The following is a 25,721-nucleotide window of genomic DNA, read 5'->3' on the forward strand; positions in this document are numbered from 1 at the left end:
ACTCCTCGCTACGAAATCACTAACACAACTCGATTTTATCTTTGCTTCTGGCATATTCTCACAGATAAGAATTTTATTATCGGTCAATAACTGGCAAAATAAACGTTATTAAGAATTATTTAGATTTATGATGCTACAAACCGCTTTTTCTTATTCTGTGTCGTAATTTCCCTCTGTAATTGTAAGGATGCCTGATGCTCCGCCGTTTCTTTTCTTATTACACCCCGTACAAAGGGCTTTTCTATCTGGATTTTGGCTGTGCCATTTTGGCCGGGTTGCTGGAACTGAGCTTCCCAATGGCGGTAAAACTGTTCATTGATAAGTTACTTCCTAATCAAGATTGGGTGTTGATAGTCTGGGCTGCTACGGGCCTGCTAATGATTTATCTCCTCAATACCGCGCTCATGGCGATAGTTAACTATTGGGGACATGCTCTCGGTGTCGGTATCGAAACCGATATGCGCCGCCAAGCCTTTAGCCATCTGCAAAAGTTATCCTTTAGCTATTACGACAATATGAAGACCGGCCATATCATCACTCACGTCACAAAAGACCTTGAGGAGGTTGGGGAAATTGCCCATCACGGCCCAGAAGATCTTTTCATTGCGGTGATGACTTTTATTGGCGCTTTTATCCTGATGGCTTCCGTTCACCTGCCACTGGCGATGCTCACTATCTTTATTGTGCCGTTTATGACCTATCTGGTCAGCCGTTATGGCGCACAAATGACGGAAACCTGGCGTCGGCTGTTTGGTCAGGTGGGGAATTTTAATGCTCGCATTGAAGAAAGCATCGGGGGGATCCGTGTCGTAAAAGCTTTCGCAAACGAATCCCATGAGAAAAAATTATTCGCCAAAGATAATGAAGATTACCGCACCACTAAACTGCGGGCTTACCGTATTATGACCACCAGTATGACCATGAGCTACCTCAGCACCCGCCTGGTGCAGTTGATCGTGATGGTGGTTGGCACTTGGTATGTGGTGAATGACCAGCTTAGTTACGGCGGCTTTGTCGGTTTTCTGTTGTTAGTTGAAGTCTTTTTCCGCCCTGTGGCAAAAATCACCTCGGTACTGGAAAGTTATCCGAAAGGAATCGCAGGATTTAAACGATTCACTCAACTGATTGATACATTGCCCGATATTGTCGATCAGCCCAATGCACGCCCTGTGGGCCACCTGCGGGGGGATATTTGTTACCAAAATGTTAGTTTCGGTTATTCAGCGCAGAACAAAATCTTTACTGACTTAAACCTGCAAATCCGCGCAGGTGAAACTGTGGCATTTGTCGGCCCCTCTGGTGCAGGGAAAACCACATTATGTTCATTATTGCCCCGCTTCTATGAGCTTGATGGCGGTGCAATCACCATTGATGGGATCAATATCCGTGATATGACCCAGCAATCATTGCGCAATAATATTGGTATTGTTCAGCAAGATGTCTTCTTATTCGGCGGCTCTATCCGTGAGAATATTGCTTATGGCAAACTGGACGCCAGCGATGATGAAATTATGGCGGCAGCACAACAAGCTCGCTTGGATGAGCTGATTGAAAGTCTGCCTGATGGCCTTGATACTGTGGTGGGTGAGCGCGGGGTCAAATTATCGGGTGGCCAGAAGCAACGCCTTTCTATTGCGCGTATCTTCTTGAAAAACCCGCCGATTCTGATTCTGGATGAAGCGACATCTGCACTGGATACAGCCACAGAGCAAGCCATTCAGCTGGCATTGACTGAGTTATCACAAGGGCGAACTACCTTAGTAATCGCTCATCGTTTAGCCACGATTCAAAACGCCGATCGCATTATTGTGGTCGATAAAGAAGGTATTGTTGAACAAGGTGACCACCACGACTTGCTTGCCCGTAAAGGGGCTTACGCCAAATTACATAATGCACAGTTCAGTGCAGCCTGATTCACCGTAAAAACCCACCCGCAGATGGGCTCGAATGATAAACTGGAGGAAAATTCAGCCAAAACCATTCCATCGCGGGCTTAAATAGGGTACAAGGACGCCATGAAAATTCCAAAACGAATCCAACCGCTGGTTGATGACGGCTTGGTTGACGAAGTCATCCGTCGTTTAAAAAGTGGCAAAGAAGCTGATGTCTATGTTGTCCGTTGTGGGCAGGATATCCGTTGCGCTAAAGTTTACAAAGAAGCAGAGAACCGTAACTTCAAACAAGCGGTTCAGTATCAAGAAGGTCGTAAGGTCCGTAACAGCCGCGATGCGCGAGCCATGGCAAAAGGCTCAAAATTTGGTCGCAAGCAGCAAGAGGAAACCTGGCAAACCGCCGAGGTCGATGCGTTGTATCTGCTAGCCAATGCGGGCGTTCGCGTGCCACAACCTTATGCTTGTCTTGATGGTGTGCTGCTAATGGAACTGGTCACCGATGAAGACGGCCTCGCCGCCCCTCGCCTTAGTGATGTCCCCTTTAGCAAAGAACAAGCCCTGATTGACCATGCAATCATGATCCGCTATGTGGTTCGGATGCTGTGCGCAGGCTTAGTTCATGGCGACTTGTCAGAATTTAATGTCTTAATCGACAAAGACGGCCCGGTGATTATAGATTTGCCGCAAGCCGTTAATGCTGCAGCTAATAATCATGCTAAAGCGATGTTGGAACGAGACGTGGCGAATATGACGCACTATTATGGTCAATACGCCCCTGAATTACTTGACCGTAAATATGCCAAAGAGATGTGGGCGCTTTATGAAGATGGTAAGTTGCATCCTGAAACCCCATTGACCGGCGAGTTTGCGGAAAGCACGCAAGCCGTTGATGTTGAAGGCGTACTAGAGGAAATTCAGGCGGTTATCGCTGAAGAAGAAGAACGTCTGCGGGAAGCTCAAGACCATACAAACTAAGCAAGATATCGTTTTTTCACAGCGGTAATAATCATATCGGCAATGTGTATTTGTGGGGCAGTTATATCCTCCTGCCCCACATTTCCTCATAGGCATGTCACTAATCAATTCAGTTCTACCGCTTTAACCTGGTTTTTCCCCGCGGTTTTCGCTCGGTATAGCGCTTTATCGGCGGCATCTGACAAATCTTTCGCCGACAGATGTTCACCCGGTTCAGACACGGAGGCCACACCAACACTAATAGTCACGCACCCATGGGGCGACATTCCGTGGGGAATGTCCAGTTCCTCAATCGAATGGCGCATACGCTCGGCAACCGCAGTCGCATCTGCCAGAGTACTTGGCGCGAGTAAGACAATAAACTCCTCCCCACCATAACGAGCCAGAATATCTGAACCGCCGCGAATAGACTTTGCCAATGTTTCGACAATAGACTTAAGACAAACATCACCCATGGCATGCCCATACAAATCGTTAAAGCTTTTAAAGTTGTCAAAATCAATCATCAAAACCGACAGGCTGCCACCTTCTATGTGATTCTTTTGCCAGAGATTCTGATAGAGGTTATCAAAGTGACGGCGATTTGCCACCCCAGTCAACACATCGGTTTGTGACAATGCTTTGAGGATCGATTCAGACTGTTTAAGTTCTGTAATATCAAAAAACGATCCATACCAGATAACCGAGCCATCGTCTTGCCGTGTGGGGAAAGACTCACCGTGGAGCCAATGAGTTCCTTTCCCTGGAAGCACAACACGGAAATCACAACTCCAAACGGATAAATTCTGCTGGGATGTGATAACGGCCTGTTTTAACATTTCCATATCATCGGTATGAATACGGCTAAATAACGGATTTTTCTCTTGCGGTACATGCAGAACATCGGCAGGCGCAAGATCAAATATTTGCCTGATCCCCTCGCTGCAATAACTAAAATGAGATTCTCCATCAGAATTTAAATAGTATGCATAGATCATCGCTGGCAAGTTTTTAGTTAACTTATCCATCATTTTCTGGCTTTTTTCCAGTTCTATCAGTAAGGATTTTCTTTCCGATACATCTGCAATCACACTGATATAACCTACAATATTGCCATTCTCAGATGTTATTTCATGGACACTCAGCGCGCCCCAGAAACGTTCTCCATCCTTACGTTGATAACACCATTCACTGGCTTCACGGCGATTAAGCAACAAATAATCCAGCTTAACTTGAGCTTCGCCATTTTCGGGAATATGTAAAATATCAGAAATAGGCTTGCCGATAACTTCATCTTTAGAATAACCAAACATCCGCTCTGCGCCCACATTATATATCGTGACGCAATTGTCTAAGTCGGTTGTAATAATGGCGACTTGCTTTTCGGCATTCAGTAATACATCCAGTTGAAGATTAGATAATTCACTCTTCCCATTCTTCCTCTTCACTGGTTCACCTGGATGCTTACCAAATACTTTTTTGGCAAGAGAACCCAAACAGTTATGATAAAAAGAAAGTATAGACATAAAGATAAATCACCTATTATTAAATAGTGAAAATGAAACAATAACCAGCTTAGCTCTCAGTATAAACAATGACATAACTAATTATAACACACGATAATAGCCCAGTGAATATCTGACCTAAGGTGCTGAGTAAACCGTCTCCATGCTTGTCGAAATAATATGATTTTATTTATCTGCTTGTTATTACTCCACATGTAGTAATGCAATGATTTATTATTATGAGATTATTAATATCCTCGCCATATATAACAAAACAAGATTAGACAAACAACAAAACAAATCCATCTCTTATTATAAAAATCAATAACATAACAAAATTTTCATCATTATTAATCACAAGGTTAAGTTTAAATCAAGTTATTAAATTAGTCATAAATCTGGCAATATATAATTTTATAGACCATGCTAAATGATGAAGAAATATTATTCTTTCGTCCTAATAACATTCTATTAAAGCTAATAGCCCCATGAGGAAATAATCATGTTCTATAAATCACTACCTAACATAGCCATTGCAACACTACTACTGACCACCATGACCCCAGTATTTGCCTCCTCCACGACCCCAACAGAGATGACCTGCAAAGAGTTCCTGGATCTTAATCCAAAGAGCATGACACCGGTAGCTTTCTGGATACTGAATGAGGATACACAGTATAAAAAAGGGGATAATGTTGATTTTCAGGAAGTCGATACTGTGTACACCCCAAAAGTCATTGATATCTGTAAAAAGTCGCCAGATAAAAAAGTATCCGCTGTAAAAACAGATATTATGGCAGCGGCTAAGAAGTAAAATGTCATATTATTCAAGGCCCCGCCTTAACGAGTAGGGGCTATTTGTTACTTTCGGTTATTATTTTGGAGTCGTCATGCTAAAACAGAAGATTATGTTGGTATCTTTATTGCTATTACCACTCGGCCAAGCTTTGGCTCTTAATTGTCAAAACGCGGTAACACAGCAAGATATGAACCAGTGTGCAACTTCAGATTATAAAAAAGCCGATACCGAGCTTAATCGCACTTATAAAGAAGTGCTTGCCAAAACATCTGTCGGCCAAAGAGCGTTATTGAAAAGTGCGCAACAAACCTGGATAAAATACCGTGATGCGGACTGTACTTTCCAGTCATCAGCCACCGAGGGGGGTTCAGTGCATCCGATGATTATTTCTGCTTGCTTGACCCATAAAACCGAAGAACGCACCACACACTTGAAGTCATTCCTCAACTGCCCTGAAGGTGATTTAAGTTGCCCGCTGTAGCATCACTCAGAGATACACACTCGTTATAATTGCCGTTGTCGCATTAGTGAGGGTGTTACCCCATAAGCGGCTTTAAAACAATTGCTGAAGTGGCTGGCAGAGCTAAAACCACACTCCAAAGCAATGTGAATGAGCGGCATCATGCTGTATTTTAATAATTGTTCTGCGCGGGACAAACGAACCTTCAACACAAACTGGTGAGGCGCCAGCCCGGTACTCTGTTTGAACATCCGTGCGAAATGGAACTCACTCAGCCCTGCCTGTTCAGCAAGGTCTGACAATAACAGCGGTTGCACAAAATGCTCGCCGATGTATTCCTTTACTCGTTTTAATACTACCGGGGCTAAACCACCACGAATGGTAGGTATCGCCCACTGCAACTGAGTATAATTTTTGAGTAAATGGGTCATCAGTAAAGTCGCGGCACTGCTGAGCGCCAGATGATTGGCTTGTTCTTGCCAATCACAATTCAGTAAAAACTGGCGATATAGCAGCGTTATTTGGGGATCTTCGGCGAAAATGCGCTCATCCACTTGAATTGATTGGGGGCTACGCTCCCAGATTTGTTCGGCTAATTGGCGTAGATGTTTATCGGTACAATACAAATGTACAAATGACAAATCATCCCGGACATCCCAGCTCGATAAGCTGCCTTTGGGCATAATACAAAAACGATCCGGCCCGCCGCCATTTTTCCACCCTGCCCGCGTTTTGTGATAACACTCATAGCCATCTGCAACATACAAACTCAGGGTGTGATGATCTGGGCTTTCTTGCGTAATACAATCATCGCTATTAGACCAGGCCGCCAATTGAATCCCCGAACCCAGTTGCACACAATCATGCAGGCGAGCTTTATGTTCTCTAAGCGTTTCAAAGGCTTGGTAGCGTTCCAACATCGTACTAACTTCCTGTGGTAAAGCTGATGAAGTCAGTTTAATGACAAGCTGCGCCGCAAACCATATTTTCCAGTTATTTATCTCAAAAATGCGCAAGATTTTGCAACTTACCGCAATCCACTGAAAGTCACATTTACCTACAGGATAGATACTGATGTTTTAGACGTGATGAGAAATAGCCATGAACGCACTGCTTTATTTATTAGTTGTATTGATTTGGGGAACAACCTGGATTGCCATTACTCTGCAACAACAAGGGGATGTAGCTATTACGGTCTCTATATTTTATCGGTTTGCATTGGCCGCCGGTGTCATGATGATTTTTTTACTGCTGGTGCGCCGACTACGCCAGCTTGCACTACGTGACCATTTATTTTGTGTCGCCCAGGGATTTTGTGTCTTTGCTTTTAACTTCTACTGTTTTTATCATGCGGCGGCTTATATCAGCAGCGGCCTGGAATCCGTTATTTTCTCCATGGCGGTGCTGTTTAATGCAATTAATGGCATGATTTTCTTCCGCCAACGCCTCAGCCCCAACCTATTCCCCGCCAGTATTCTTGGCATGACAGGTATTGTCGCGCTGTTCTGGCACGATCTCACCGCCACACAGATAGCGCCGGAGTTGTTGAAAGGGATTGGTCTAAGCTTGCTCGGCACTTACGGCTTCTCTCTGGGTAATATGATAAGCAGCCGCCACCAGCGTCGTGGGTTGGATATTCTGTCAACCAATGCTTATGCCATGACTTATGGTGCTGTATTAATGGGGCTTTTCAGTCTAATTCAGCATCACTCTTTCACGATTGAACTGACGCCCAGTTACCTTGGTTCATTGCTCTATTTGGCTATTTTTGGCTCGGTCATTGCTTTTGCTGCATACTTCAGTTTGATTGGCCGCATTGGGGCCAGTGGTGCCGCTTACAGCACATTGTTATTCCCGCTGGTGGCACTGACCCTATCAACCTTTTATGAAGGCTATTATTGGCACCTGAATGCTATTATCGGTTTACTACTTATCCTATTGGGTAATTTGGTGATGTTCTCCAAACCCGGCAGAGTACAATCCTGGTTTAAAAAAACCTCACTCAGCGATCATTCAATAAGTTAAGAAACTGGCGAGTACGAGCATGCCGTGGGGTGACCAAGATATCCTGCGGCACACCATCATCCACAATTTTGCCCTGTTCCATAAAAATCACTCTGTCTGCTACATCCCGAGCAAAATGCATTTCATGAGTCACCAGTAGCATAGTCATTTGCTGTTCATGAGCAATGTGGCGGATAACCCCCAATACCTCACTGACCAGTTCCGGATCCAGTGCTGAAGTCACTTCATCAAATAACATCACTTTAGGGCGCATAGCCAAAGCCCGGGCTATCGCCACTCGCTGCTGTTGCCCACCCGACAAGGTCGCAGGCCAAGCATTGGCTTTATGGGCTAACCCAACCAATTGTAGATAGTGATGAGCGCGCGCGCGTGCCTCCTCGATACCCACTTTCAACACCCGCAATGGCGCTTCGGTAATATTTTGCTCAACGGTCAAATGCGGGAACAGATTAAAATGCTGAAAGACCATGCCAACTACATGGTTTACCGGCGGTCGACGACGAAACAACGAATAAGGTTGGGCGCCAGCATTGACCGGTTTGCCCTCGATATTTATCTGGCCGGAAGAAAAAGTTTCTAACCCCTTAATCAGCCGTAAGATAGTTGATTTCCCTGAACCGCTTGGGCCTATCAATGCCACTTTTTGTCCAATAGGAATCGACAAATCAAGGTTGTCCAAGACTCGCGTTTCACCATAGTTTTTCACCACTTGCGATAAAATAATTTGCGCTGGAGAAGAGAGAGTTAAGGATGAGTTATGCATGTCTGCGCCGCCTTTCCAGATAGCTAAACAGGAGTGATGTCGGCAAACTGATCAGCAGGAACAGTAATGCCATTAACGTGTAGGGCTCGTTATACCGATAGGTCAAGCCAGCAATCTGCTTCGCCGCCTGAAATAACTCCGGAATAGTGATAACCGCCAGTAAAGGCGTTTCTTTAAACATCCCTATCAAGTAATTTCCCAGCACGGGTAACATCGGCTTGAATGCCTGCGGAAAAATGATGCGTGTCCAGCGCGTTAATGGTGGGAAATCCAGTGCCCGTGCCGCTTCCCACTGCCCTTGCGGCACACCATTGATTGCTCCACGGAATGCTTCGGCAATATAAGCACCATAATATAACCCCATCCCCACCATACCCGTGGCCATCGCCGGCAATGCTAACCCACTGAGTGGCAAAGCAAAAAAAAGGAAATAGAGCTGTACCAGTAGCGGCGTATTGCGAAAAAATGTCACATACGCCTGGCATACAGGAGTGATAAAGGGGGATTGTAGTTGCAGCAACACAGCAACCACCATCCCCAATACAGTCGCCAGCAAAAAGCCCGCCACCACCACTTCGAGAGTCACCAATAATCCAGGTAACAAATCCGGTAAGATTGACCAGGCAAATGCGAAATCAAAATCCATCATTACTCCTCGGCAAAATCAGAGCCATTTCTTCTCTCATCCGCGACTCCCAACTTGACGATAACGCGTATGATGCCGCTCGTAATGCGCCACTAACCGGGTTAGCGGCCAGGCCATCGCGAAATAGCACAGCAAAACCATGCTCCAGATTAGCGTCTGATCACCCAAGGTAGTAATCAGAGATGCACCCGCAAAGGTCAGATCACTCAGCGTAATTAAGGACACGACCGACGTCGATTTCAGTAATTCCACTAACAAGTTACCGAGCGGTGGCAGCATAAAAGGCAGTGCTTGTGGCAGAATAATGCGCCGGAAAGCCATCAATGGCGGGAAATCCAGGGCGCGCAAAGCATCGCGCTGCCCCTGACTGACATTGACGATGGCACCGCGCACAATTTCCGCACCAAAAGAGGAAAAGTTAAGCCCCAAACCAATCACTGCCGTGGTCATCGGGCTAATGCTAATACCGAATAGTGGCAGGATAAAAAACAGATAAAATAGTTGTACCAATGCCGATGTACCGCGCAAAAACTCGATGCTAGCCGCAGTAATGACTCGCACTGGCCGTAGGGGTGACAGGCGTAATAACGCAAACACAAAGGAGAGCACCAAAGCCAAGGTGGCAGATAAAAAGGTTATTTGCACAGTGACCCATGCCCCACGGGCCAGTTCACCGGCAACAAATGGCAGATGACTCAATTCCATAATTTCAACTCAGTGTACGGATAATCTATTCCGGTAAGCCAAGCGGCAATGGGGCCAGACTTATCAGCCACTCGCCCTGGTTGATGATGTTGTGATTCACTATCATCAATATCAAACCGGAAAAAGGTGCAATAACATCAGCCATCCATTCGCCGTATAAATTCTTAATCACACCAAGGCGCTGCCCACTGGTCACCTGCTCGCCGGCCACAATATCCAAATACAGTCGGCCGCTGAACGGCGCTTCAATCTTGTCAAAATTATTGACGACAATATTTAAGCGCGTCCGGGTTTGCACCGGATCCTGTGTCAATCCGAGATGGCGAGCAATGTTGGCGACACCATTGAAATGGAATTGCGTATTTTCGTCATCAAGAATGCCGTTCGCCCCGCCCTCTGACATCACCGCATGCCGTCCCAGCCAAGGCAATTCATTGGTGGCCCGTCCGCGATTATTGGTTTGATCAACGGCAAACTCGACAATGGCATCGGCATCAAACTGATGGGCCAACGAGCGAGTTATCAAGTCGAACTCTACATCTCCAATCTGTTGGCACATCACAAATTTCGCCACCTCTTCGCGCAGGTCGCCGCCATGTAAATCAATAAATACCGCCGCATCTTTTGCCCAGCTATTCAATACGCTATCAATGAGAACTTCACTGAAGCTTCCTTGCGGGTCACCGGGGGAAAGAAAGTTGATATTTTTATTGTCCTCGGGGCAAACGAATTCAGAGTGCAGATATAAGCCGGGCATATTAAGTACCGGCAGAATAGTGACAGAACCGCGCACGAGTTGAGTGGCAAAGTAATCTTTTAAACGTAAAGCGGCTTCCATGGCCGAAACTTCATTAGGATGCATACCCGCAATAATGGCCAGTTTTGGCCCCGGTTGTAGGGCCTCAATATCAAAATAAGGAAGTTCAAGCCCAGCTAAGGTTGGATGGTCGAAAGACAATTGCCCCCAACTCAAGATCCCAGCTTGCCCAATGGTATGCTTTGAATACGATGAGTGTATTGACATAAATAACCTGTAAATCGCTGCAAAAAATAAATAATTAAGCCTGTGACTCACATATCTGACTGGCTTGAACCTCTACCGGAGGTAACTCATTTTCGGTATAGCCATATTTTTGTAGGATTTTCAGTAACTCACCGGAAGCCCGTAACTTCGCTAACTCAGCATTAAAGGCCTGAATGAACTCGGGATCATTACGCGGTAAACCAAATGCGTGATAATTGTAGCTAGGGTTGCCATGTGCATCAGGGATTTGCTGGAAAGGCAACGCACGTTCAACTGTTGGGTCATTTGATTTCTTCAACAAACTGAGGATTTCAGCGTCGGGAAAATAAACAGCATCAACACGCCCGGCCTTCAATGCAGCCAGTGCTTCGCTATCTTTGTCAAACAGCACCACATTGCCAGCTGCTATGCCGCTGTCTTTAGCTTCAGTAATTTGATTGGTGCCATTTTGGGTGCCAAGGCGGGCTTTATTATTAGCCGCGACATCTTTTAGGCTATGCAAATTCAATGGGTTACCTTTTTTCACGATAAAAGCCCCACCGGATCGTGTGACCGGATTAGAAAAACCAATCACTTTGCAGCGAGCCGGATTAATAAATAAGCCCGCTCCAATCACATCAAAACGTTTTGCTGCTAAACCTGGCACTAATGCGCCAAAATCGACAATCGGTGTTTCTATTTGGGTTATTCCCAATGATTTTAGTACCGCGCGCAACACCTCCACATTGGCACCCGTCGCCTTGCCATCAGTGCCGATATAACCGTACGGCTGTTCATTGGCAATACCGGCAATCAGCGGTTGTTGGCTTTTGGCTTTATCCAATAAACTTTGTGCGGATGCATTGAATGACCAAGCTGCATTTAGCAATAGTGAGGCGCTCAATATCCCACTCAGGGATAAGGTTTTATTCAGTTTCATGTCTATTTACCTGGTAATAAATTAATTTTTCAATCAGAAGGTTATCTGTCTTTTCTATAAAATATTTTTATATGATGCAATACTAAATAATATCAACACTTAATAGAGAATGTATTTAATGGTGAATAAATTCAATACCATACAGCCCGCCAATCGCATTGATTGTTTCCAGTAAATGCGCTCCATCGGCCTGAGATAAAGCAGCGCCACTCTCAGGTAAAGATGCTGGCTGCCACCAAGGTAATCCGGTAAACCATGCAGTAATCTTGGCCATTGTCATCTCCACATTATTGAGCAAACTGAGTCAAACTAATGAATTAAGAGTAAACGCCGAACCATACAATAAATGAAATAATCATTATTGCTTTTAATATGCAAAATTTAGCTATTAAATAACTAACTTAGTGAATTTATCATTTTTGTCATGCCAGCCATGCGCCAAGACGCTATATTGAATGGACATTTATCTTTAACTAATAACGCCCCAGGAGGAACTCTGCATGTTTATTGTCAGCCTAACCTATCATCAGCCTATCGACGTGGTTGAAGCTCTGACTGAAAGCCATAAAGATTGGTTAAAGAAGTATTATGCACAGGGTGTTTTTATTGCCTCTGGCCGTAAAGTCCCGCGTACTGGCGGTATCATTTTGGTGAAAAGTATTGACCGAGAAGAATTGGATAAAATATTAGCAGAAGATCCGTTTACTGCGGTGGCCAATTATAGTGTGACTGAGTTTGTCCCCTCTATGACCATCGAGTCAGTTGAAGCATTAAAAACGCTGTAATGGATTGATATCAAATACCAGCAGCCAGAGCCGATGCTATGGCTGCTGCTAAATACCGGCAGATTATGATGCGGCCTGTGGCTGTCGTTTCGCTATAATGCGGTGAAAATTCTCCTCCAGCCAGAGAGCTAACCCTTCGACCTGCTCCTGAACTTCTTTGCCCAGTGGGGTCAGCTTATATTCAACATGCGGTGGCACAACCGGATACGCGATACGATCAACAAACCCATCCTCTTCGAGGTTTTGCAATGTTTGCGCCAGCATTTTTTCACTGACGCCGCCAATTTTTCTTCTCAGAGCACTAAAACGCAGGGTTTCATTACTCAAAGCAATGAGTACCAAGACGCCCCAACGGCTAGTGATTCGCTTGAGCACCTCTCTTGATGGGCAATCAACATTGAGCAACTCTCCCCGCCGGACTTGTTCCGGAAATGAAATAGTGCCCGGCAAATTTTGCGATTCTATTATTTTCATACTAACCTTTTTGTGCGTACTTACTTAAAGTTAGTATATTGCATATGATGATCTCAAGAGCGGTTTTTTAGCGAATATTCTCTTTTGTTCCTTAAAACAGCCTGTCACCTGACTACTTGCCCAAAGTCATTGGTGTTGTAGATAGGTCGCAAGTGAATAAACCGCGCGGCTCTGACTCAGGCCAGTGATTCTGGGTGCGAGAATCTAGTTAACCCTAGCTATTTCAAGTACGAAAGGCATAACATCACATTTGGAGCGTCATAATGATCGCAGTAACCGGAGCTACCGGCCAACTAGGCCGCCTTGTTATCAACGCATTACTTAAAAAAGTCCCAGCCAGTGAAATTATTGCCGCCGTACGCAACCCTGAGAAAGCCAGCGATTTAGCGGCGCTAGGTGTTCAGGTACATAAAGCGGATTATAGCCAACCCGCGACATTAGAAGCTGCTTTCGAAGGGGTTGATAAACTGCTGTTAATCTCATCGAGTGAAGTGGGACAACGTATTGCCCAACATACTGCGGTAATCAATGCCGCCAAAAAAGCAGGTGTTAAATTGTTGGCATATACCAGTTTGCTGCATGCCGATAAAAGTATTCTCGGATTAGCGCAAGAACACCGCGCCACAGAGGCACTATTGCGTGAGTCAGGTTTACCTGTAGTGCTATTACGCAACGGTTGGTATACCGAAAACTACGCTGCAAGTATCGCTCCGGCTCTAGCTCATGGCGCATTCATCGGCGCGGTAGGTGATGGTCATATCGCCTCTGCTGCGCGTGAAGACTATGCCGAGGGCGCCGCCGTGGTGCTGACCCAAGAGAATCAAGCCGGTAAAGTTTACGAATTAGCCGGTGATGACAGTTATACATTGGCCGAATTCACAGCAGAAATTGCCCGCCAATCGTGCAAACCAGTCGTATACAAAAACCTTTATGAAACTGACTTCAAGCAAGCGCTGCTCGGAGCCGGTTTACCTGACGGTTTTGCCAGCCTGCTGGCAGATTCTGATGCAGGTGCAGCTAAAGGTGGGCTTTTTGATGATAGCCATACCTTGAGCAAACTTATTGGCCGCCCAACTACCCCCTATGCCAAAGTGATTGCAGCAACATTGACTGCACTTTAATTGTTTCCGCTATGACTTTTGACCGGTACCTCTCGAGCTACCGGTCACATTCTGCATTTATCTTAAGATTTAGCCGCATCCAATGCTTGGGCAAGGTCATTGAGGATGTCATCAATGTGCTCAATGCCAATCGACAATCTCACCATATCTCGTGGCACACCCGCCTTGATAAGCTCTTCATCATTGAGCTGACGATGAGTGGTGGAGGCAGGATGGCACGCCAATGATTTGGCATCACCAATATTAACCAACCGCACGATCAAATTTAGCGCATCGATAAATCGCCCCCCCGCCGCCTGCCCTCCATGCACACCAAATGACAATATCGCAGCAGGTTTACCACCAAAATAGCGTTGGGCTAACTCATGTTCAGGATGGTCAGGTAAACCGGCATATTTAACCCAGCTAACTTGTGGGTGATTCTGCAAATAATGAGCAACTTTCAACGCATTTTCAGTATGACGTTCCATACGCAAAGCCAGCGTTTCTAGCCCTTGTAAGATCAGGAATGCATTGAATGGCGACAGTGCCGCGCCAGTATTTCTCAGCGGTACAACTCGGCAACGGCCAATATATGCAGCCGCACCAAATTGCTCGGTATAAGTCACGCCGTGATAAGAAGGATCGGGCGTATTCAATTGAGCAAAGCGTTTCGGATATTGTGTCCACGGGAACTTGCCGGAATCCACCACAATGCCACCAATGCTAGAGCCGTGGCCGCCGATATATTTGGTCAATGAATGCACCACAATATCCGCGCCATGCTCAAATGGCCGACAGAGAATAGGTGTCGCGACCGTATTATCGACAATCAGTGGCACCCCATGCCGGTGGGCGGCATCAGCCAATTTTTTCAAATCAACAATATTGCCCGCTGGATTACCAATTGATTCACAAAAAACTGCTTTTGTCCGGTCATCAATCAATGCTTCTAATGCTTCAATATCATCATGATCGGCAAATCGAGTCTCAATCCCATAACGCGGCAAAGTATGGGCCAGCAGGTTGTAAGTCCCGCCATACAACTTCGCTACTGACACAATATTATCCCCGGCCTCAGCAAGGGTTTGGATAGCATAAGTGATCGCGGCCATACCGGATGCAACTGCCAGGGCAGCAATCCCCCCTTCCAGCGCTGCAACTCGTTGTTCCAACACATCATTGGTGGGGTTCATGATCCGTGAGTAAATATTGCCCGCGACTTTTAAATCAAATAAATCAGCACCATGCTGGGTATCATCAAAAGCAAAAGAAGAAGTCTGATAAATGGGAACAGCAACCGCTCTGGTGGTAGGATCTGGTGAATAACCGGCATGAATAGATAATGTTTCTAATTTCATTTTTAATCCTTGTTATAGATACAATATCAATAGCTATGGATTGGCCGATAGCTACGGACTGGCGCTTTATGATGCTGCGCCTCTGATTAGACAAACAATTTACTCGCGATAGACGATATTAAGGGATTCACAATAGAGGAATTAATGAGCGATACATATATGATAAAGCAATTATTTAGTTATTAATTATAATTAAAAATTATCGACTTCCCCCGACTAAGTCCTCCATCACTCTTCGCCGTTTCCCTGTATTTTTTATCTCAATAACGTTCTTTTCTTACACACCAATCATCCAATTAAAAAAACAGATGGGTGTTTTGCTGTCTGTTTTCATTGCTAAATACTGTATATACAAACAGCACTTAATGGCAAGTTATCTTTGCTTCTTGTTATCAAATTTAGGAGCGTTTACAAGGGAAGCTGACCATTCCAATATAACCATTTGAATTTTAAGTAAAACTTAAACGTGAATGTCATTATGTGGAGTAGATTTGTAACAACAAAGCTGTCATTTTTAGTTAAGGAGCATTGCCCCTTAACTAAATAAAGCATCAACCTATCACTGTCCGCTATTTACAACCGTGTCCACTCCGGTGATACACTTGTCGCATATCATGCTAACCGAACGATTAATGCCATGCACTCTTTCTTGATTATCATCCCTGATGGGGGAATGTTGTTTGAAGCAATAGGGATCGCCGATATTCTTATGCATGCTAATCGCCTGCAAACAGCGGATACTCCTCACCCACCCTATCAGGTCACTGTAGCCACAACACAATCGCATCGTGTGGTAAACGGCATTTCAGGTCTAAGCTTGCTGGCTGACCAGCGGCTTTGCGATCTGGACCCGACACTTTCCCGCAACACAATAATGGTCACTGGCAAAGGGCTGACAGAAGATGAAAGTAGCAATGTTGTCAGTTGGCTTAAACTGGCGGCCCCACATGCCGAACGAATAGTTTCTATCTGTGGGGGAGCACTTCTGCTTGCCAAGGCCGGTTTATTGGATGGGCGCCATGCCACTACACACTGGCGGTTGCTTGATACCCTGCAAGCGCAATACCCACAGATAATGGTGGAACGCGGTCCTTTGTATGTTCAAGATGGCATGGTCTGGACGTCTGGAGGGGTCAGTTCAGGTTTTGATCTGACTCTCGCTTTGGTCGAAGACGACCAAGGATTTAATGTCGCCAGAGAGATTGCGCAAGACCTCGTGATGTTTCTGCGCCGTCCTGGCGGACAAATACAGTTTAGTCGATATTTACTGAATCAAGCCAATGATCGGGTGATCCGTGATCTTCAAACATGGCTGCCGAATAATCTCACCAGTAATTTGTCCGTCGAAAATCTGGCAGAACGAGCAGCCATGAGCCCACGTAACTTTACTCGAGTATTCACTCGAGAGACCGGTATTACACCAGCAAAGTATGTTGAAGAAGCCCGGTTAAATGCTGCCAGACAGCACCTTGAACAAACAACCAGTAGTATTGAGCAAATTGCGGTGGCCACTGGGTTTGGCAGCGGTCTAAATCTACGCAGGGTTTTTGAACGCAACTTACAGTTGACGCCAACAGAATATCGTGAACATTTCCATTGCCGTAAAATGGCATAAATTGATCTTTTATTGTCATTTACGCCACCCCTTCTGAGAGCTAGTATTAATTCAATTCAGTCAATAAAGGGGTTTTTATCATGGTTAAAGTGGGTATTAACGGATTCGGCAGAATTGGGCGAAATGTCCTTCGTGCAGCATTGGGACGTCATGATTTTCAGGTGGTCGCCATTAATGACCTCACTGATAGCAAAACTCTCGCTCATCTCCTTAAATATGATTCACTCTCCGGTACGTTAAATGTCGATATTAAAGCGCATGAAAACCAACTTTTGGTTAATGGACATGCCATTCGCGTCTTTTCGGAAAGAGATCCCGCAGCAATTCCGTGGGGCAGTGTCGGTGTTGATATTGTCATAGAAGCCACAGGATTCTTTACTGAAAAAGCCAAAGCAGAAGTCCATATCACCAAAGGTGGAGCAAAGCGTGTCATTATTTCCGCTCCAGCTAAAAACGACGACATTACCATTGTGATGGGTGTCAATGATGACAAATATGATGCAGCCAAGCACAAAGTCGTCAGTAACGGTAGCTGTACAACTAACGGCCTTGCCCCTGCCGCACAAGTTTTACATCAGGTATTTGGTATTGAACATGGGCTTATGAACACCACCCATGCTTATACCAACAGCCAAGCCCTGCATGACCAGCCAGAAAAAGATTTACGAGGAGCACGTGCGGCGGCTGTTTCTATTGTCCCTTATTCCAGCGGTGCTGCTAAGGCGATCGGGAAGGTCATCCCTGAACTTGACGGTAAAATGACCGGCTATTCCCTGCGCGTTCCAGTGCCGGTGGTCTCTATCGTTGATTTAACCGTAAACCTTAAACGTGAGGCGACGGTTGAAGAAATTAATGCTGCATTTCGTCAAGCCAGCGAATCTGGCCCGTTAAAGGGTATTCTGGGCTACAGCGAAGAACCTCTGGTATCGAGTGATTATCGCGGCGATCCGCGGTCATCTATTATTGACGGCCTCTCAACATTGGTCATTGGTGGCAAACTGGTCAAAATCCTGGCTTGGTATGATAACGAATGGGGTTTTTCGAATCGCCTCATTGACCTTGCTTTGTTAATGGAAAAACGCGGTTTATAGCCTTTCTTGACGCTATTATCCGGGAGCATCACAAGCTCCCGGAATGGGGGAAAATTGATGTTGGCACTGTAACCTCTGGAGCAGTTAACAACATCGACGATGACAGCTTAATAAACTTTTCCGCCCCAATTTTTGTGTAACCGGTTGATATTTTTAGTAAAGACTCAAACCGACTCTCACCTATCTATGACTTTCTGATGAAAATAGAAAGAGTAAAAAAGAGCCATTCAGTTTTAACTGATTGTTGATTTCGTATTCATTATCACTCTTTAATTTTTCTATCTCTGCATCTGCGGGGATTTTTATCCCTATTAATATTATTCAGATTGATATGCCGGGTAACTGTAACAAATAATTATTGTGATATTCATCATTAACAAATATTGCAAATCAAACCACCAACAAACATCACATTATGTAACTTTTAAGTAAAAACCATGCATATTTAATCTCAATTACAGATAAATAGAAAAGCAAACAAACACTCATTTAAAAAACTCACCAATTAAACATTGTAAAACTCAATCAAAAATAACATAACAAACTGTTTTATATCATATATTTTTACAAAATGGTTATTTTATAAACCAACTTAAGATTAAGGTTAAATAATGAATTAAGCAAAATTCATATTTTTATAAATAGTAAAATGCACTAAATAAGCGCAATAAGACTAATAAAAAGCACCTTTATAGTGAATTGAGTTTTTATATTAATAAAGGCATAAAGTTTTCTCTGCGACTGCCGATGACTCTCAGTAATTATTGTATTCCATTGTTATAAATGCCCCCCATTTACTGAGGTTATTATGCGAGTGAACAAACCTGTCAGCCGGCAGGAGTATCCTATTGATCGCGATACCACCTTGCAGTCTACCACTGATATTCAAGGTAATATCACCTATGCCAATGCTGCCTTTGTGCGTGCCAGTGGCTTTGAATATCAAAACTTGCTGGGTCAACCTCACAATGTGGTGCGGCATCCGGATATGCCCCCCGCAGCCTTTGCTGATATGTGGCGGACTTTGAATGCGGGTTTATCCTGGTCATCATTAGTCAAGAATCGTCGTCTAAATGGTGACTATTACTGGGTACGCGCCAATGCCACCCCTCTGCTCCATAAAAACCGTTTGACCGGCTATATTTCAGTGCGAATTGCGCCAACCCGCGAAGAAGTAAAACAAGCTGAAGCACTGTATGCCGATTTTAACTCTGGCAAAGCTAAGCAACGCCGCATTGCATTGTATCGCGGGCTGATTGTCCGCACTGGCGTATTATCTTTTCTTTCATTATTTCAAACTCTGTCCTTACGTTGGCGTTTGCGCGGTGCATTATTGACTGCCGCACTGCTACCGACGTTGGCGGCGATGGGGATGGGGGTGACCGGTTTGCCCTTACTGGGGCTAGGAATAGCCACCCTTTTCAGTAGCTTAATCACCTCATTTTGGTTGGAGCGCCAAGTCGCCCGCCCGATTGCCGCGATTTTGCAGCAAGCACAAGATGTCTCTTCCGGGCAAGCCGGTGATTATGTGCAACTGAATCGTGTTGACGAAATTGGCTATTTAATGCGTAGCGTCAATCAGTTGGGATTGAATCTCCGCTCTCTGACTGACGACGTTAGTGGCCAGGTTGATGGTATTAATACTGCCAGCAGTGAAATTGCGGCAGGGAATCGTGAGTTAAAAGTTCGGACCGAACAAGCTACCGCCAATCTACAACATATTGTCAGTGCGACTGAACAACTCGTCGCAACCGTCCAAAACAGCGCCAATAGCGCCAATGAGACGACATCATTAGCCACGATGAGCAGCCATGCAGCGGAACGTGGTAGTGAGTTAATGCACCAGGTGATTAATACTATGGGCACGATTAATGATTCCAGCCATCGTATTGTCGATATTATCAGTGTGATTGAAGGCATAGCTTTCCAAACGAATATTTTGGCACTCAATGCGGCAGTTGAAGCAGCAAGGGCGGGCGAACAAGGCCGTGGCTTCGCCGTAGTGGCTAGTGAAGTTCGCCATTTGGCCCAACGTTCTTCCACTGCGGCAAAAGAAATTAAGCACCTCATTGAAACGAGTGTGGAGCGGGTTCGGGATGGGAGTAAGTTAGTCCAAAATGCCGGTGCTACCATGGATAATATTGTTCAACAGGCCGGTCAGGTTTCCACTTTAATCCGGGAAATTAGCACCTCAACCTATGAACAGACACAAGCTCTTGGCCAAATTAGCCAATCGATCGGTCAGTTGGACCAAATGACTCATCAAAATTCCGCCATGGTGGAGCAGTATGCTGGGGCGGCAGAGGAGTTAGCCCACCGTACCCTGCGTCTCACTGCGGCGGTGCGTATTTATCGCCCGGTAAAATAAGGGACTTTATCCATAATATCCTGTTGAAATAGCGCGGATAAATGGAGCAATTGACTGCCACCACCACATAATCTGTTATGGCTGCTATGACAGAACATTCATCTGTCATAGCAATAAATAGAAACCCCGCTATAGTGGGTAGGTGGTTATTCAATTATTAAATAAGGAGTTTTATGTCATCACTTAATCAAACATCTGTCCGCGCCCAGCAAGGTGGCACTGATGCAAACTTACCTGGTGAAGATCATTTGATCGCCCATGAAGCTTTGCTTATCGCATTAATGGTTGAATGTGCTAACGAGTCAGATAATGATCAATTTTTGTTCAGTGTTCGAGAAACACTTAATGGGATTTTAAGTTCTTCCCGTTATCTTGATGCGAGCAAGATAGCCAACGGTCTGATTGATGAGGCTGATGATAAAGCCAACTGTTAGCCTCTAGCCCTCACTCATGAGGGCTTTTTATTGATAGCGCTCGCCAATCCCCCCGCTCCGGTTAATCAATAATGGTAAGATCACCATCATCAACCTATCAAAGCGGCAATATAATCCATTGAGGAAAGTAATGGTTTCGCTGAAAGAAGTGGCAAATCTGGCATCAGTTTCATTAATGACTGTTTCTCGGGCAATCAATACCCCAGAACAATTGCGGCCAGAAACTTATCAGCGTGTGATGCAAGCCATTGAAGCGCTTAATTATGTACCTGATTTCTTTGCCCGAAAAATGCGGGGCAACACCACCAAAACCTCCACTCTCGCCGTGCTTGCGCGCGATACCGCTACCACTCCGTTTTCGGTCGAGATATTACTGTCCATTGAGTTGACGGCACGCGAATTTGGCTGGAATAGCTTTCTGGTCAATCTAACCTCACACGAAGATAGCGAGCGCGCGGTCAACCAACTGCTGGCCCAGCGCCCCGATGGCATTATTTTTGCCTCAATGCGGCTACAACAAGTCACTGTCCCTGAATGTCTTCGGGATAAGAATATTGTGCTGGCTAATTGTGTCAGCGAAAATCATACCATTCCCAGCTACATTCCTGATGACTTTGATGGTCAATATCAGGCTATGAAATTACTGCTGCGCCGAGGTTATCGGCGGCCACTGTGTATCTATCTTCCCGAAAGTTCGCTGGCAGGTAAAGCTCGGCGAGCGGGTGTGGAAAAAGCATGGCAAGAATCTACCCTGCCACCGGAGCAGTTACGCCAGTACCACTTAGCATCGGGAGATGAGTATTATCAGGATGTTATTTCCCTATTAAACCGCCATTGCCCTGATGGAAAACCTGATTTTGATGTGCTTATTTGTGGCAATGACCGCATCGCTTTTCTGGCCTACCAAGTGCTTTTAGCGAAAGGTATTACCATCCCACAGCAAGTTGCAGTGATGGGTTATGACAATATGGTCGGTATCGGAGAGTTATTTCTGCCGCCACTGACCACCGTGCAACTACCTCATTATGATATTGGTCGGGAAGCGGCTCTTCATTTAATTGAAAGACGGGAATCACGATTAACACACCGGTTGCCTTGCCCACTACTGGAGCGGGCATCCACTTAGTGATGGTAATAGCCGAAAAAGTCGTACTGATATCAGCTCCTCTTTATCTTTTCTATTGATACAATTCTCATATATTTCGTGATACCAATCACCGATGTTAACGTTAACAAATTAGTTATGTGACGAATATCACGTAATATTCATTAACCCTGCCCATGCGTTTAATATGGTTTTACGTTATCGTTATGCGACAGCGCACAGTTGACATAATGGGTCAATGTGACAAGCTTATTGGCTCAAATAATATAAGGAGGAAAAGTGCTGCTTGATAAAATCCTGCTGGTTGTCATTATGATTTTATTATCACTTTTTGCCTGGCTTTTTTTCTCGCCCTATCATATGTACTCAACGGCTTATGAGTTATTTGAATTGTTTGGTTTTCAAGAGGGATACAACCACTTGAATGTGACCTCACCGCCGGAAGTCTTAAACTAAGCAGATAAAAAAACAGGTGCCACTGTGGGCACCTGCTCTCTAGATTTATCACACCTTTTTCCGTAAACGGCGTTATTCTGTTTGCTCTATTTCTTCCCGCTCTTTAGGGGGTAGTGCTGAATAACTGGCCACAATCGCCGTCAGGATGATAAATAAATGCCCTTCTGAAGAATCCAGTAAGAAGGAGTTAAACAGATGACAGGCCAAATAAGCACAGAGCAATGCTACCAACACATTTCGAATGTGTGTTGGTAAACGCCAGGCTGAACGGAAATAACACCACATCCACCCGAGGAATAAGGCTAAACCGACTATTCCGGATTGTACAGTTTGCATCAAATATTCATTGTGCGGGTTTATGCTATATTGGTTTGGCGCAAAACTGAGCCAAAAACCCCCTGCACCATGGCCTAAAATAGGCGCTGACTCTATCAGCCTGACAGACTCAAGCATAAATGACGTACGCAACCCCATCGAACTGTCGCAAGATTTTTGATTCCCCTCGTGAGTGACCGACAGGCAGGTTTGAACCTCTGTGACACCTTGATGTAACCGTTCAACTGCACGGTTTGGCACCACCAGCACGATAGCTGCGACGATAAATGCCCCCACCAGCATCCCCAAACGCTGACGGGTTGATAATGACAGTAGCCCCCATACCCCGAAAGCAGCCACTAATGCCACATAGCCGGTTCTGCCTTGCACCATAAACACTATGTTATAGACCGCCAAACACACCAGCAGCGCATAACACCCGCGTTTAAGCCCATGGCTACGGAATGCTAAAGAAAGCCATATCACCGCGGCTAATGCCATAAAGAAGTTATGTGTGATTTGTAACTTAAATACTGTCGGATTTAAGGGGTCAATATGGCCCAACGGCATATGAAGAACACCGACCCAGAGACTGGCGGCCAAGATAACGGCATTAGCCAGCAAAAAACCTTTAGCAAAATAACGGGCAAGTGAGCGAGAAAGGATAAAAAACATCGCCAATGGCAAGATATACAACAGCTTGGAATACTTACCGACCATCACTTTACCGTATAGGTTGTGCTGCCAAAGCAAAGATACTGCCAGCAGCAAAAACATGATTGCAGGTAACCAAATCAGTGGGTTTTTTACTAAAACTTTTACATAACGTGTATCGCGGTTCAGCAGTAAACAGATTAAAGCTAATACCATCGACAAGTTCATTATAAAATTAGAAGTGGGTAAACCAATACCTAACAAAAATGCAGTTACACAAGACAGTATACCAACATAGCGATGCGCTGGCGGTGAACTGGGCAAGGTAGCAGGAGAAATCATAAGTCACTCACTTCAGATTAATAACTGGGAGAAGCCGCGTGACACACTGGTACCCAGTATCGCAGCCCCATCTATAACATAGCCAATCAGCATACACTGACTGGCTATGAGAAATATTTTAGATAAATGCCGTTATGCCGCGAGTGAACGGAACAGGTAACGGAACCACCATAATGGCCGCCACCAGCCCTTACGCTCAGGTATTGTTGGTGGGCGCGAATGCACTTTTTTGATTTCCCAATTAAAGTTAAGGAATATTCTGCTATGACCATATTCCGCCCCAAATAGGGAGATTTCATTCTTCTTGCGATCATCAATAGGCGCATTATGCGTCAAATCACGATCCAGAGAATGGTAGCTTTTCTTCCTATCAACATTACGTTCAATACAGCGATATTGCTTCGGCAGATAGCGCGGTGTGGTGCCATGGTCTTTATGGAACTTCACAAACCGGTAATCTTCCGAACCGTAATGACCAGCGAACTCTTCGTCATAACCATAAAGTCTGAAGAATCGAGCTCTGGACATGAAGAACAGATTGGGATGACCGCGGTAGGCTTTACCGGTTTTTTCATCTGTACGGTAGATGCGATACAGTGAGCGCCCAGGGTTACGCGCATTAACCAGATAACGCAAGGTATCTTCAGGTAACAAACAGTCTAAATCAGTAATGATGATTTTATCGGATTTAGCGTAAGTTACACCCAGATTACGGGAGCCCGCTTGGTTCCACTGGATATCAGTGGTTATTCTTAACCACGTGAAATTCAAATCATAATCTTTTACTTCATACTCTAAGGGGGAGCAATCATCGACAATGACAAACTCCACCGCATCCTTAATGTCATCAGGGTAGGATTCATATTCCTTCAACAAAGACTCAACGGAATCCATATTTCCCTGATTACAGTAAAAATGAGTTACATAAGTCAGTTTGATGTGCTGCTTATCTAACGGATGCCGTGCTTTAACGATTTCTACATCCTTCGTCACAATATAAACCTCTGTTTTAAGAGAGAAAATAAAAAATTTTTATAGTTTCTTAAGTTCTGGTGATGAAATGAAATACATATGCAAAATAACTTTGCCGTAAAGGATAAAGAGTTAACCTGACCAGTCAAATATTTTCTTCATATTATTATGGCGGGTCACAGCTCATTCATTGATTTATCCATAACGGGGCAGAATTAGCTGAATGTACTGCGGCAGGGTTTGCGAGGTAAAACAGCCTTTTTATTATGTAATTTGAGGGGGCAGACCTCAAAAAAACACGCTTTTCGCAAAGCATGTCGTAAACCCTTGCCCAATACGATACGGGTGGGGATACGAGACGTTCAACATTAAGAGAAGGGCATAATGGAATTATGTACGGTGGTTGCGGCCTGTGGAGGCGGAAATCTCACCCAATAGGGTGGCTAACAGTCCAGTAACACACACAATAATGGTCAAGAACTCATCACTCATCTGATAAGGTAATCCAGACCAGCTAGTGATGATCCGGCTGGCGACGGCCAACGAACTGATTAGATAATTACAAAGGCCGTTTTGTTTACAGTTTCAAACACAACCTCTATTCATTATTTGGATAATTTGCTGGAGTGAGACGACGTTTATCTGGCCGATCTCGTACAGGAAAAACCGTCTTGGCCGCTAGCGCCACCTCGACAGTTTATTCTCCCACGCTCTCATCCAGCATCATCATCACGACAGCCACTTCCATAACCATTTTCATTCCCCTCTCTTCCCCCATTATTTCCCCCTGAATCACCCTACCCACCGTTTCCTCCATTTTTACTATTTGAGTCAGGTAATCCATCCAGACCCTTTTCTTGGTTTTTTTCTTAGCCCCTACAGTGAAAAAACGGAAAAAAAACCAAGTTTAAAATTGGTGGTTTGGGATGGTCAAAACCTCAATTTTGAATTCTTTCG

At 44.9% G+C, this 25,721-nt stretch carries 26 protein-coding genes; 13 read left to right on the forward strand and 13 right to left on the reverse strand.

All coding sequences use genetic code 11. The features are described from left to right. Positions 1-194: 194 nt before the first annotated feature. Together DX162_RS18235 and DX162_RS18240 are read left to right on the forward strand one after the other, a co-directional pair. Positions 195-1,913 carry an ABC transporter ATP-binding protein gene (locus tag DX162_RS18235; RefSeq protein ID WP_004389854.1) on the forward strand — a complete coding sequence of 573 codons (1,719 nt, stop codon included), beginning with the start codon at positions 195-197 and terminating at the stop codon, positions 1,911-1,913. Positions 1,914-2,015: 102 nt separating this feature from the next. Continuing rightward, positions 2,016-2,867 carry a PA4780 family RIO1-like protein kinase gene (locus DX162_RS18240; RefSeq protein WP_004389851.1) on the forward strand — a complete coding sequence of 284 codons (852 nt, stop codon included), beginning with the start codon at positions 2,016-2,018 and terminating at the stop codon, positions 2,865-2,867. A 104-nt stretch (positions 2,868-2,971) separates the two neighbouring features. On the opposite strand, the gene DX162_RS18245 is transcribed toward DX162_RS18240, so the two are convergent. Beyond that, positions 2,972-4,372, reverse strand: coding sequence for a sensor domain-containing diguanylate cyclase (locus DX162_RS18245; protein ID WP_172460437.1), 1,401 nt, complete (start codon positions 4,370-4,372; stop codon positions 2,972-2,974). Positions 4,373-4,853: 481 nt separating this feature from the next. Between DX162_RS18245 and hdeB the strand changes: the two genes are divergently transcribed. Beyond that, positions 4,854-5,165: an acid-activated periplasmic chaperone HdeB gene (gene hdeB, locus DX162_RS18250; protein WP_032819527.1), complete on the forward strand. Its 312-nt coding sequence runs from the start codon at positions 4,854-4,856 to the stop codon at positions 5,163-5,165. 76 nt (positions 5,166-5,241) lie between these two features. Next, positions 5,242-5,631, forward strand: coding sequence for a lysozyme inhibitor LprI family protein (locus DX162_RS18255; protein ID WP_004389843.1), 390 nt, complete (start codon positions 5,242-5,244; stop codon positions 5,629-5,631). A 23-nt stretch (positions 5,632-5,654) separates the two neighbouring features. Here DX162_RS18255 and DX162_RS18260 read toward each other — a convergent pair whose 3' ends face one another. Beyond that, positions 5,655-6,530: a helix-turn-helix domain-containing protein gene (locus DX162_RS18260; protein ID WP_032819526.1), complete on the reverse strand. Its 876-nt coding sequence runs from the start codon at positions 6,528-6,530 to the stop codon at positions 5,655-5,657. Positions 6,531-6,711: 181 nt separating this feature from the next. Here DX162_RS18260 and DX162_RS18265 point away from each other — a divergent pair, with 181 nt between their 5' ends. Beyond that, complete coding sequence (locus DX162_RS18265) at positions 6,712-7,635, forward strand: DMT family transporter (protein ID WP_004389840.1); 924 nt, start codon at positions 6,712-6,714, stop codon at positions 7,633-7,635. Here the strand turns inward: DX162_RS18265 and DX162_RS18270 are convergent. The 6 genes from DX162_RS18270 to DX162_RS22355 form a co-directional block, all read right to left on the reverse strand. After that, a complete protein-coding gene (locus DX162_RS18270) occupies positions 7,613-8,398 on the reverse strand; it encodes an amino acid ABC transporter ATP-binding protein (RefSeq protein WP_032819525.1) in 786 nt (261 codons plus the stop codon). The two genes, DX162_RS18265 and DX162_RS18270, sit on opposite strands and share 23 nt — an antisense overlap. Next, a complete protein-coding gene (gene ehuD, locus DX162_RS18275) occupies positions 8,391-9,044 on the reverse strand; it encodes an ectoine/hydroxyectoine ABC transporter permease subunit EhuD (RefSeq protein WP_004389838.1) in 654 nt (217 codons plus the stop codon). The genes DX162_RS18270 and ehuD overlap by 8 nt, the downstream gene beginning before the upstream one ends. Positions 9,045-9,080: 36 nt before the next feature. Then, positions 9,081-9,749 carry an ectoine/hydroxyectoine ABC transporter permease subunit EhuC gene (gene ehuC / locus DX162_RS18280; protein ID WP_004389837.1) on the reverse strand — a complete coding sequence of 223 codons (669 nt, stop codon included), beginning with the start codon at positions 9,747-9,749 and terminating at the stop codon, positions 9,081-9,083. 25 nt (positions 9,750-9,774) lie between these two features. Beyond that, entirely contained in the window at positions 9,775-10,773 is a 999-nt protein-coding gene (locus tag DX162_RS18285) for a succinylglutamate desuccinylase/aspartoacylase family protein (protein ID WP_227744181.1), read from the reverse strand. A gap of 34 nt (positions 10,774-10,807) precedes the next feature. Then, on the reverse strand, positions 10,808-11,692 hold the full coding sequence (gene ehuB / locus DX162_RS18290) for an ectoine/hydroxyectoine ABC transporter substrate-binding protein EhuB (RefSeq protein ID WP_004389835.1): 885 nt from the start codon (positions 11,690-11,692) through the stop codon (positions 10,808-10,810). A gap of 115 nt (positions 11,693-11,807) precedes the next feature. Then, positions 11,808-11,966 (reverse strand): hypothetical protein, encoded by a 159-nt coding sequence (locus DX162_RS22355; RefSeq protein WP_004389834.1) that lies wholly within the window; start codon positions 11,964-11,966, stop codon positions 11,808-11,810. A gap of 226 nt (positions 11,967-12,192) precedes the next feature. Here DX162_RS22355 and DX162_RS18295 point away from each other — a divergent pair, with 226 nt between their 5' ends. Next, complete coding sequence (locus tag DX162_RS18295) at positions 12,193-12,477, forward strand: YciI family protein (protein ID WP_004389833.1); 285 nt, start codon at positions 12,193-12,195, stop codon at positions 12,475-12,477. Positions 12,478-12,540: 63 nt separating this feature from the next. Here DX162_RS18295 and DX162_RS18300 read toward each other — a convergent pair whose 3' ends face one another. Continuing rightward, positions 12,541-12,951 (reverse strand): winged helix-turn-helix transcriptional regulator, encoded by a 411-nt coding sequence (locus tag DX162_RS18300; RefSeq protein ID WP_004389831.1) that lies wholly within the window; start codon positions 12,949-12,951, stop codon positions 12,541-12,543. Between the two features lie 263 nt (positions 12,952-13,214). On the opposite strand from DX162_RS18300, the gene DX162_RS18305 reads away from it, so the two are divergent. Beyond that, on the forward strand, positions 13,215-14,072 hold the full coding sequence (locus DX162_RS18305; RefSeq protein WP_004389830.1) for an SDR family oxidoreductase: 858 nt from the start codon (positions 13,215-13,217) through the stop codon (positions 14,070-14,072). A gap of 62 nt (positions 14,073-14,134) precedes the next feature. Here DX162_RS18305 and DX162_RS18310 read toward each other — a convergent pair whose 3' ends face one another. Continuing rightward, on the reverse strand, positions 14,135-15,412 hold the full coding sequence (locus tag DX162_RS18310; protein ID WP_049562818.1) for a bifunctional O-acetylhomoserine aminocarboxypropyltransferase/cysteine synthase: 1,278 nt from the start codon (positions 15,410-15,412) through the stop codon (positions 14,135-14,137). 637 nt (positions 15,413-16,049) lie between these two features. Here DX162_RS18310 and DX162_RS18315 point away from each other — a divergent pair. From DX162_RS18315 to DX162_RS22360, 6 genes are all read left to right on the forward strand, one after another. Continuing rightward, complete coding sequence (locus DX162_RS18315) at positions 16,050-17,027, forward strand: GlxA family transcriptional regulator (RefSeq protein WP_004389822.1); 978 nt, start codon at positions 16,050-16,052, stop codon at positions 17,025-17,027. Between the two features lie 80 nt (positions 17,028-17,107). Beyond that, complete coding sequence (gap, locus tag DX162_RS18320) at positions 17,108-18,118, forward strand: type I glyceraldehyde-3-phosphate dehydrogenase (protein ID WP_004389818.1); 1,011 nt, start codon at positions 17,108-17,110, stop codon at positions 18,116-18,118. Between the two features lie 808 nt (positions 18,119-18,926). Beyond that, on the forward strand, positions 18,927-20,486 hold the full coding sequence (locus DX162_RS18325) for a methyl-accepting chemotaxis protein (protein WP_032819524.1): 1,560 nt from the start codon (positions 18,927-18,929) through the stop codon (positions 20,484-20,486). A 173-nt stretch (positions 20,487-20,659) separates the two neighbouring features. Continuing rightward, a complete protein-coding gene (locus DX162_RS18330) occupies positions 20,660-20,920 on the forward strand; it encodes a hypothetical protein (RefSeq protein WP_004389815.1) in 261 nt (86 codons plus the stop codon). A 130-nt stretch (positions 20,921-21,050) separates the two neighbouring features. Further along, the gene (locus DX162_RS18335; RefSeq protein ID WP_004389814.1) at positions 21,051-22,046 is read left to right on the forward strand and encodes a LacI family DNA-binding transcriptional regulator; all 996 of its coding nucleotides are present in this window, start codon (positions 21,051-21,053) and stop codon (positions 22,044-22,046) included. Positions 22,047-22,304: 258 nt separating this feature from the next. Then, positions 22,305-22,481, forward strand: coding sequence for a hypothetical protein (locus DX162_RS22360; RefSeq protein WP_004389812.1), 177 nt, complete (start codon positions 22,305-22,307; stop codon positions 22,479-22,481). Positions 22,482-22,553: 72 nt separating this feature from the next. On the opposite strand, the gene DX162_RS18340 is transcribed toward DX162_RS22360, so the two are convergent. The 3 genes from DX162_RS18340 to DX162_RS22655 form a co-directional block, all read right to left on the reverse strand. After that, positions 22,554-23,774 (reverse strand): O-antigen ligase family protein, encoded by a 1,221-nt coding sequence (locus DX162_RS18340; protein WP_080548260.1) that lies wholly within the window; start codon positions 23,772-23,774, stop codon positions 22,554-22,556. A gap of 150 nt (positions 23,775-23,924) precedes the next feature. Then, a complete protein-coding gene (locus tag DX162_RS18345; protein ID WP_004389809.1) occupies positions 23,925-24,785 on the reverse strand; it encodes a glycosyltransferase family A protein in 861 nt (286 codons plus the stop codon). A 676-nt stretch (positions 24,786-25,461) separates the two neighbouring features. Continuing rightward, positions 25,462-25,608, reverse strand: coding sequence for a hypothetical protein (locus DX162_RS22655; protein WP_004389805.1), 147 nt, complete (start codon positions 25,606-25,608; stop codon positions 25,462-25,464). Between the last annotated feature and the right edge of the window lie 113 nt (positions 25,609-25,721).

Origin of the sequence: Yersinia kristensenii (genome assembly GCF_900460525.1) — a bacterium.
Classification (GTDB): Bacteria; Pseudomonadota; Gammaproteobacteria; order Enterobacterales; family Enterobacteriaceae; genus Yersinia; species Yersinia kristensenii.

Excerpts from the sequence above, each read along its gene's own strand:
- DX162_RS18270 (WP_032819525.1), bottom strand. The coding sequence starts at position 8,398 with ATGCATAACTCATCCTTAACTCTCTCTTCTCCAGCGCAAATTATTTTA.
- DX162_RS18235 (WP_004389854.1), top strand. The coding sequence starts at position 195 with ATGCTCCGCCGTTTCTTTTCTTATTACACCCCGTACAAAGGGCTTTTC.
- ehuD (WP_004389838.1), bottom strand. The coding sequence starts at position 9,044 with ATGGATTTTGATTTCGCATTTGCCTGGTCAATCTTACCGGATTTGTTA.
- DX162_RS18295 (WP_004389833.1), top strand. The coding sequence starts at position 12,193 with ATGTTTATTGTCAGCCTAACCTATCATCAGCCTATCGACGTGGTTGAA.
- DX162_RS18335 (WP_004389814.1), top strand. The coding sequence starts at position 21,051 with ATGGTTTCGCTGAAAGAAGTGGCAAATCTGGCATCAGTTTCATTAATG.
- hdeB (WP_032819527.1), top strand. The coding sequence starts at position 4,854 with ATGTTCTATAAATCACTACCTAACATAGCCATTGCAACACTACTACTG.
- DX162_RS18240 (WP_004389851.1), top strand. The coding sequence starts at position 2,016 with ATGAAAATTCCAAAACGAATCCAACCGCTGGTTGATGACGGCTTGGTT.
- DX162_RS18255 (WP_004389843.1), top strand. The coding sequence starts at position 5,242 with ATGCTAAAACAGAAGATTATGTTGGTATCTTTATTGCTATTACCACTC.
- DX162_RS18330 (WP_004389815.1), top strand. The coding sequence starts at position 20,660 with ATGTCATCACTTAATCAAACATCTGTCCGCGCCCAGCAAGGTGGCACT.
- DX162_RS18300 (WP_004389831.1), bottom strand. The coding sequence starts at position 12,951 with ATGAAAATAATAGAATCGCAAAATTTGCCGGGCACTATTTCATTTCCG.
- DX162_RS18310 (WP_049562818.1), bottom strand. The coding sequence starts at position 15,412 with ATGAAATTAGAAACATTATCTATTCATGCCGGTTATTCACCAGATCCT.
- DX162_RS22655 (WP_004389805.1), bottom strand. The coding sequence starts at position 25,608 with ATGGATTACCTGACTCAAATAGTAAAAATGGAGGAAACGGTGGGTAGG.
- DX162_RS18325 (WP_032819524.1), top strand. The coding sequence starts at position 18,927 with ATGCGAGTGAACAAACCTGTCAGCCGGCAGGAGTATCCTATTGATCGC.
- DX162_RS18265 (WP_004389840.1), top strand. The coding sequence starts at position 6,712 with ATGAACGCACTGCTTTATTTATTAGTTGTATTGATTTGGGGAACAACC.
- ehuB (WP_004389835.1), bottom strand. The coding sequence starts at position 11,692 with ATGAAACTGAATAAAACCTTATCCCTGAGTGGGATATTGAGCGCCTCA.
- DX162_RS18260 (WP_032819526.1), bottom strand. The coding sequence starts at position 6,530 with ATGTTGGAACGCTACCAAGCCTTTGAAACGCTTAGAGAACATAAAGCT.
- DX162_RS22355 (WP_004389834.1), bottom strand. The coding sequence starts at position 11,966 with ATGGCCAAGATTACTGCATGGTTTACCGGATTACCTTGGTGGCAGCCA.
- DX162_RS18305 (WP_004389830.1), top strand. The coding sequence starts at position 13,215 with ATGATCGCAGTAACCGGAGCTACCGGCCAACTAGGCCGCCTTGTTATC.
- DX162_RS18245 (WP_172460437.1), bottom strand. The coding sequence starts at position 4,372 with ATGTCTATACTTTCTTTTTATCATAACTGTTTGGGTTCTCTTGCCAAA.
- DX162_RS18315 (WP_004389822.1), top strand. The coding sequence starts at position 16,050 with ATGCACTCTTTCTTGATTATCATCCCTGATGGGGGAATGTTGTTTGAA.
- gap (WP_004389818.1), top strand. The coding sequence starts at position 17,108 with ATGGTTAAAGTGGGTATTAACGGATTCGGCAGAATTGGGCGAAATGTC.
- DX162_RS18285 (WP_227744181.1), bottom strand. The coding sequence starts at position 10,773 with ATGTCAATACACTCATCGTATTCAAAGCATACCATTGGGCAAGCTGGG.
- ehuC (WP_004389837.1), bottom strand. The coding sequence starts at position 9,749 with ATGGAATTGAGTCATCTGCCATTTGTTGCCGGTGAACTGGCCCGTGGG.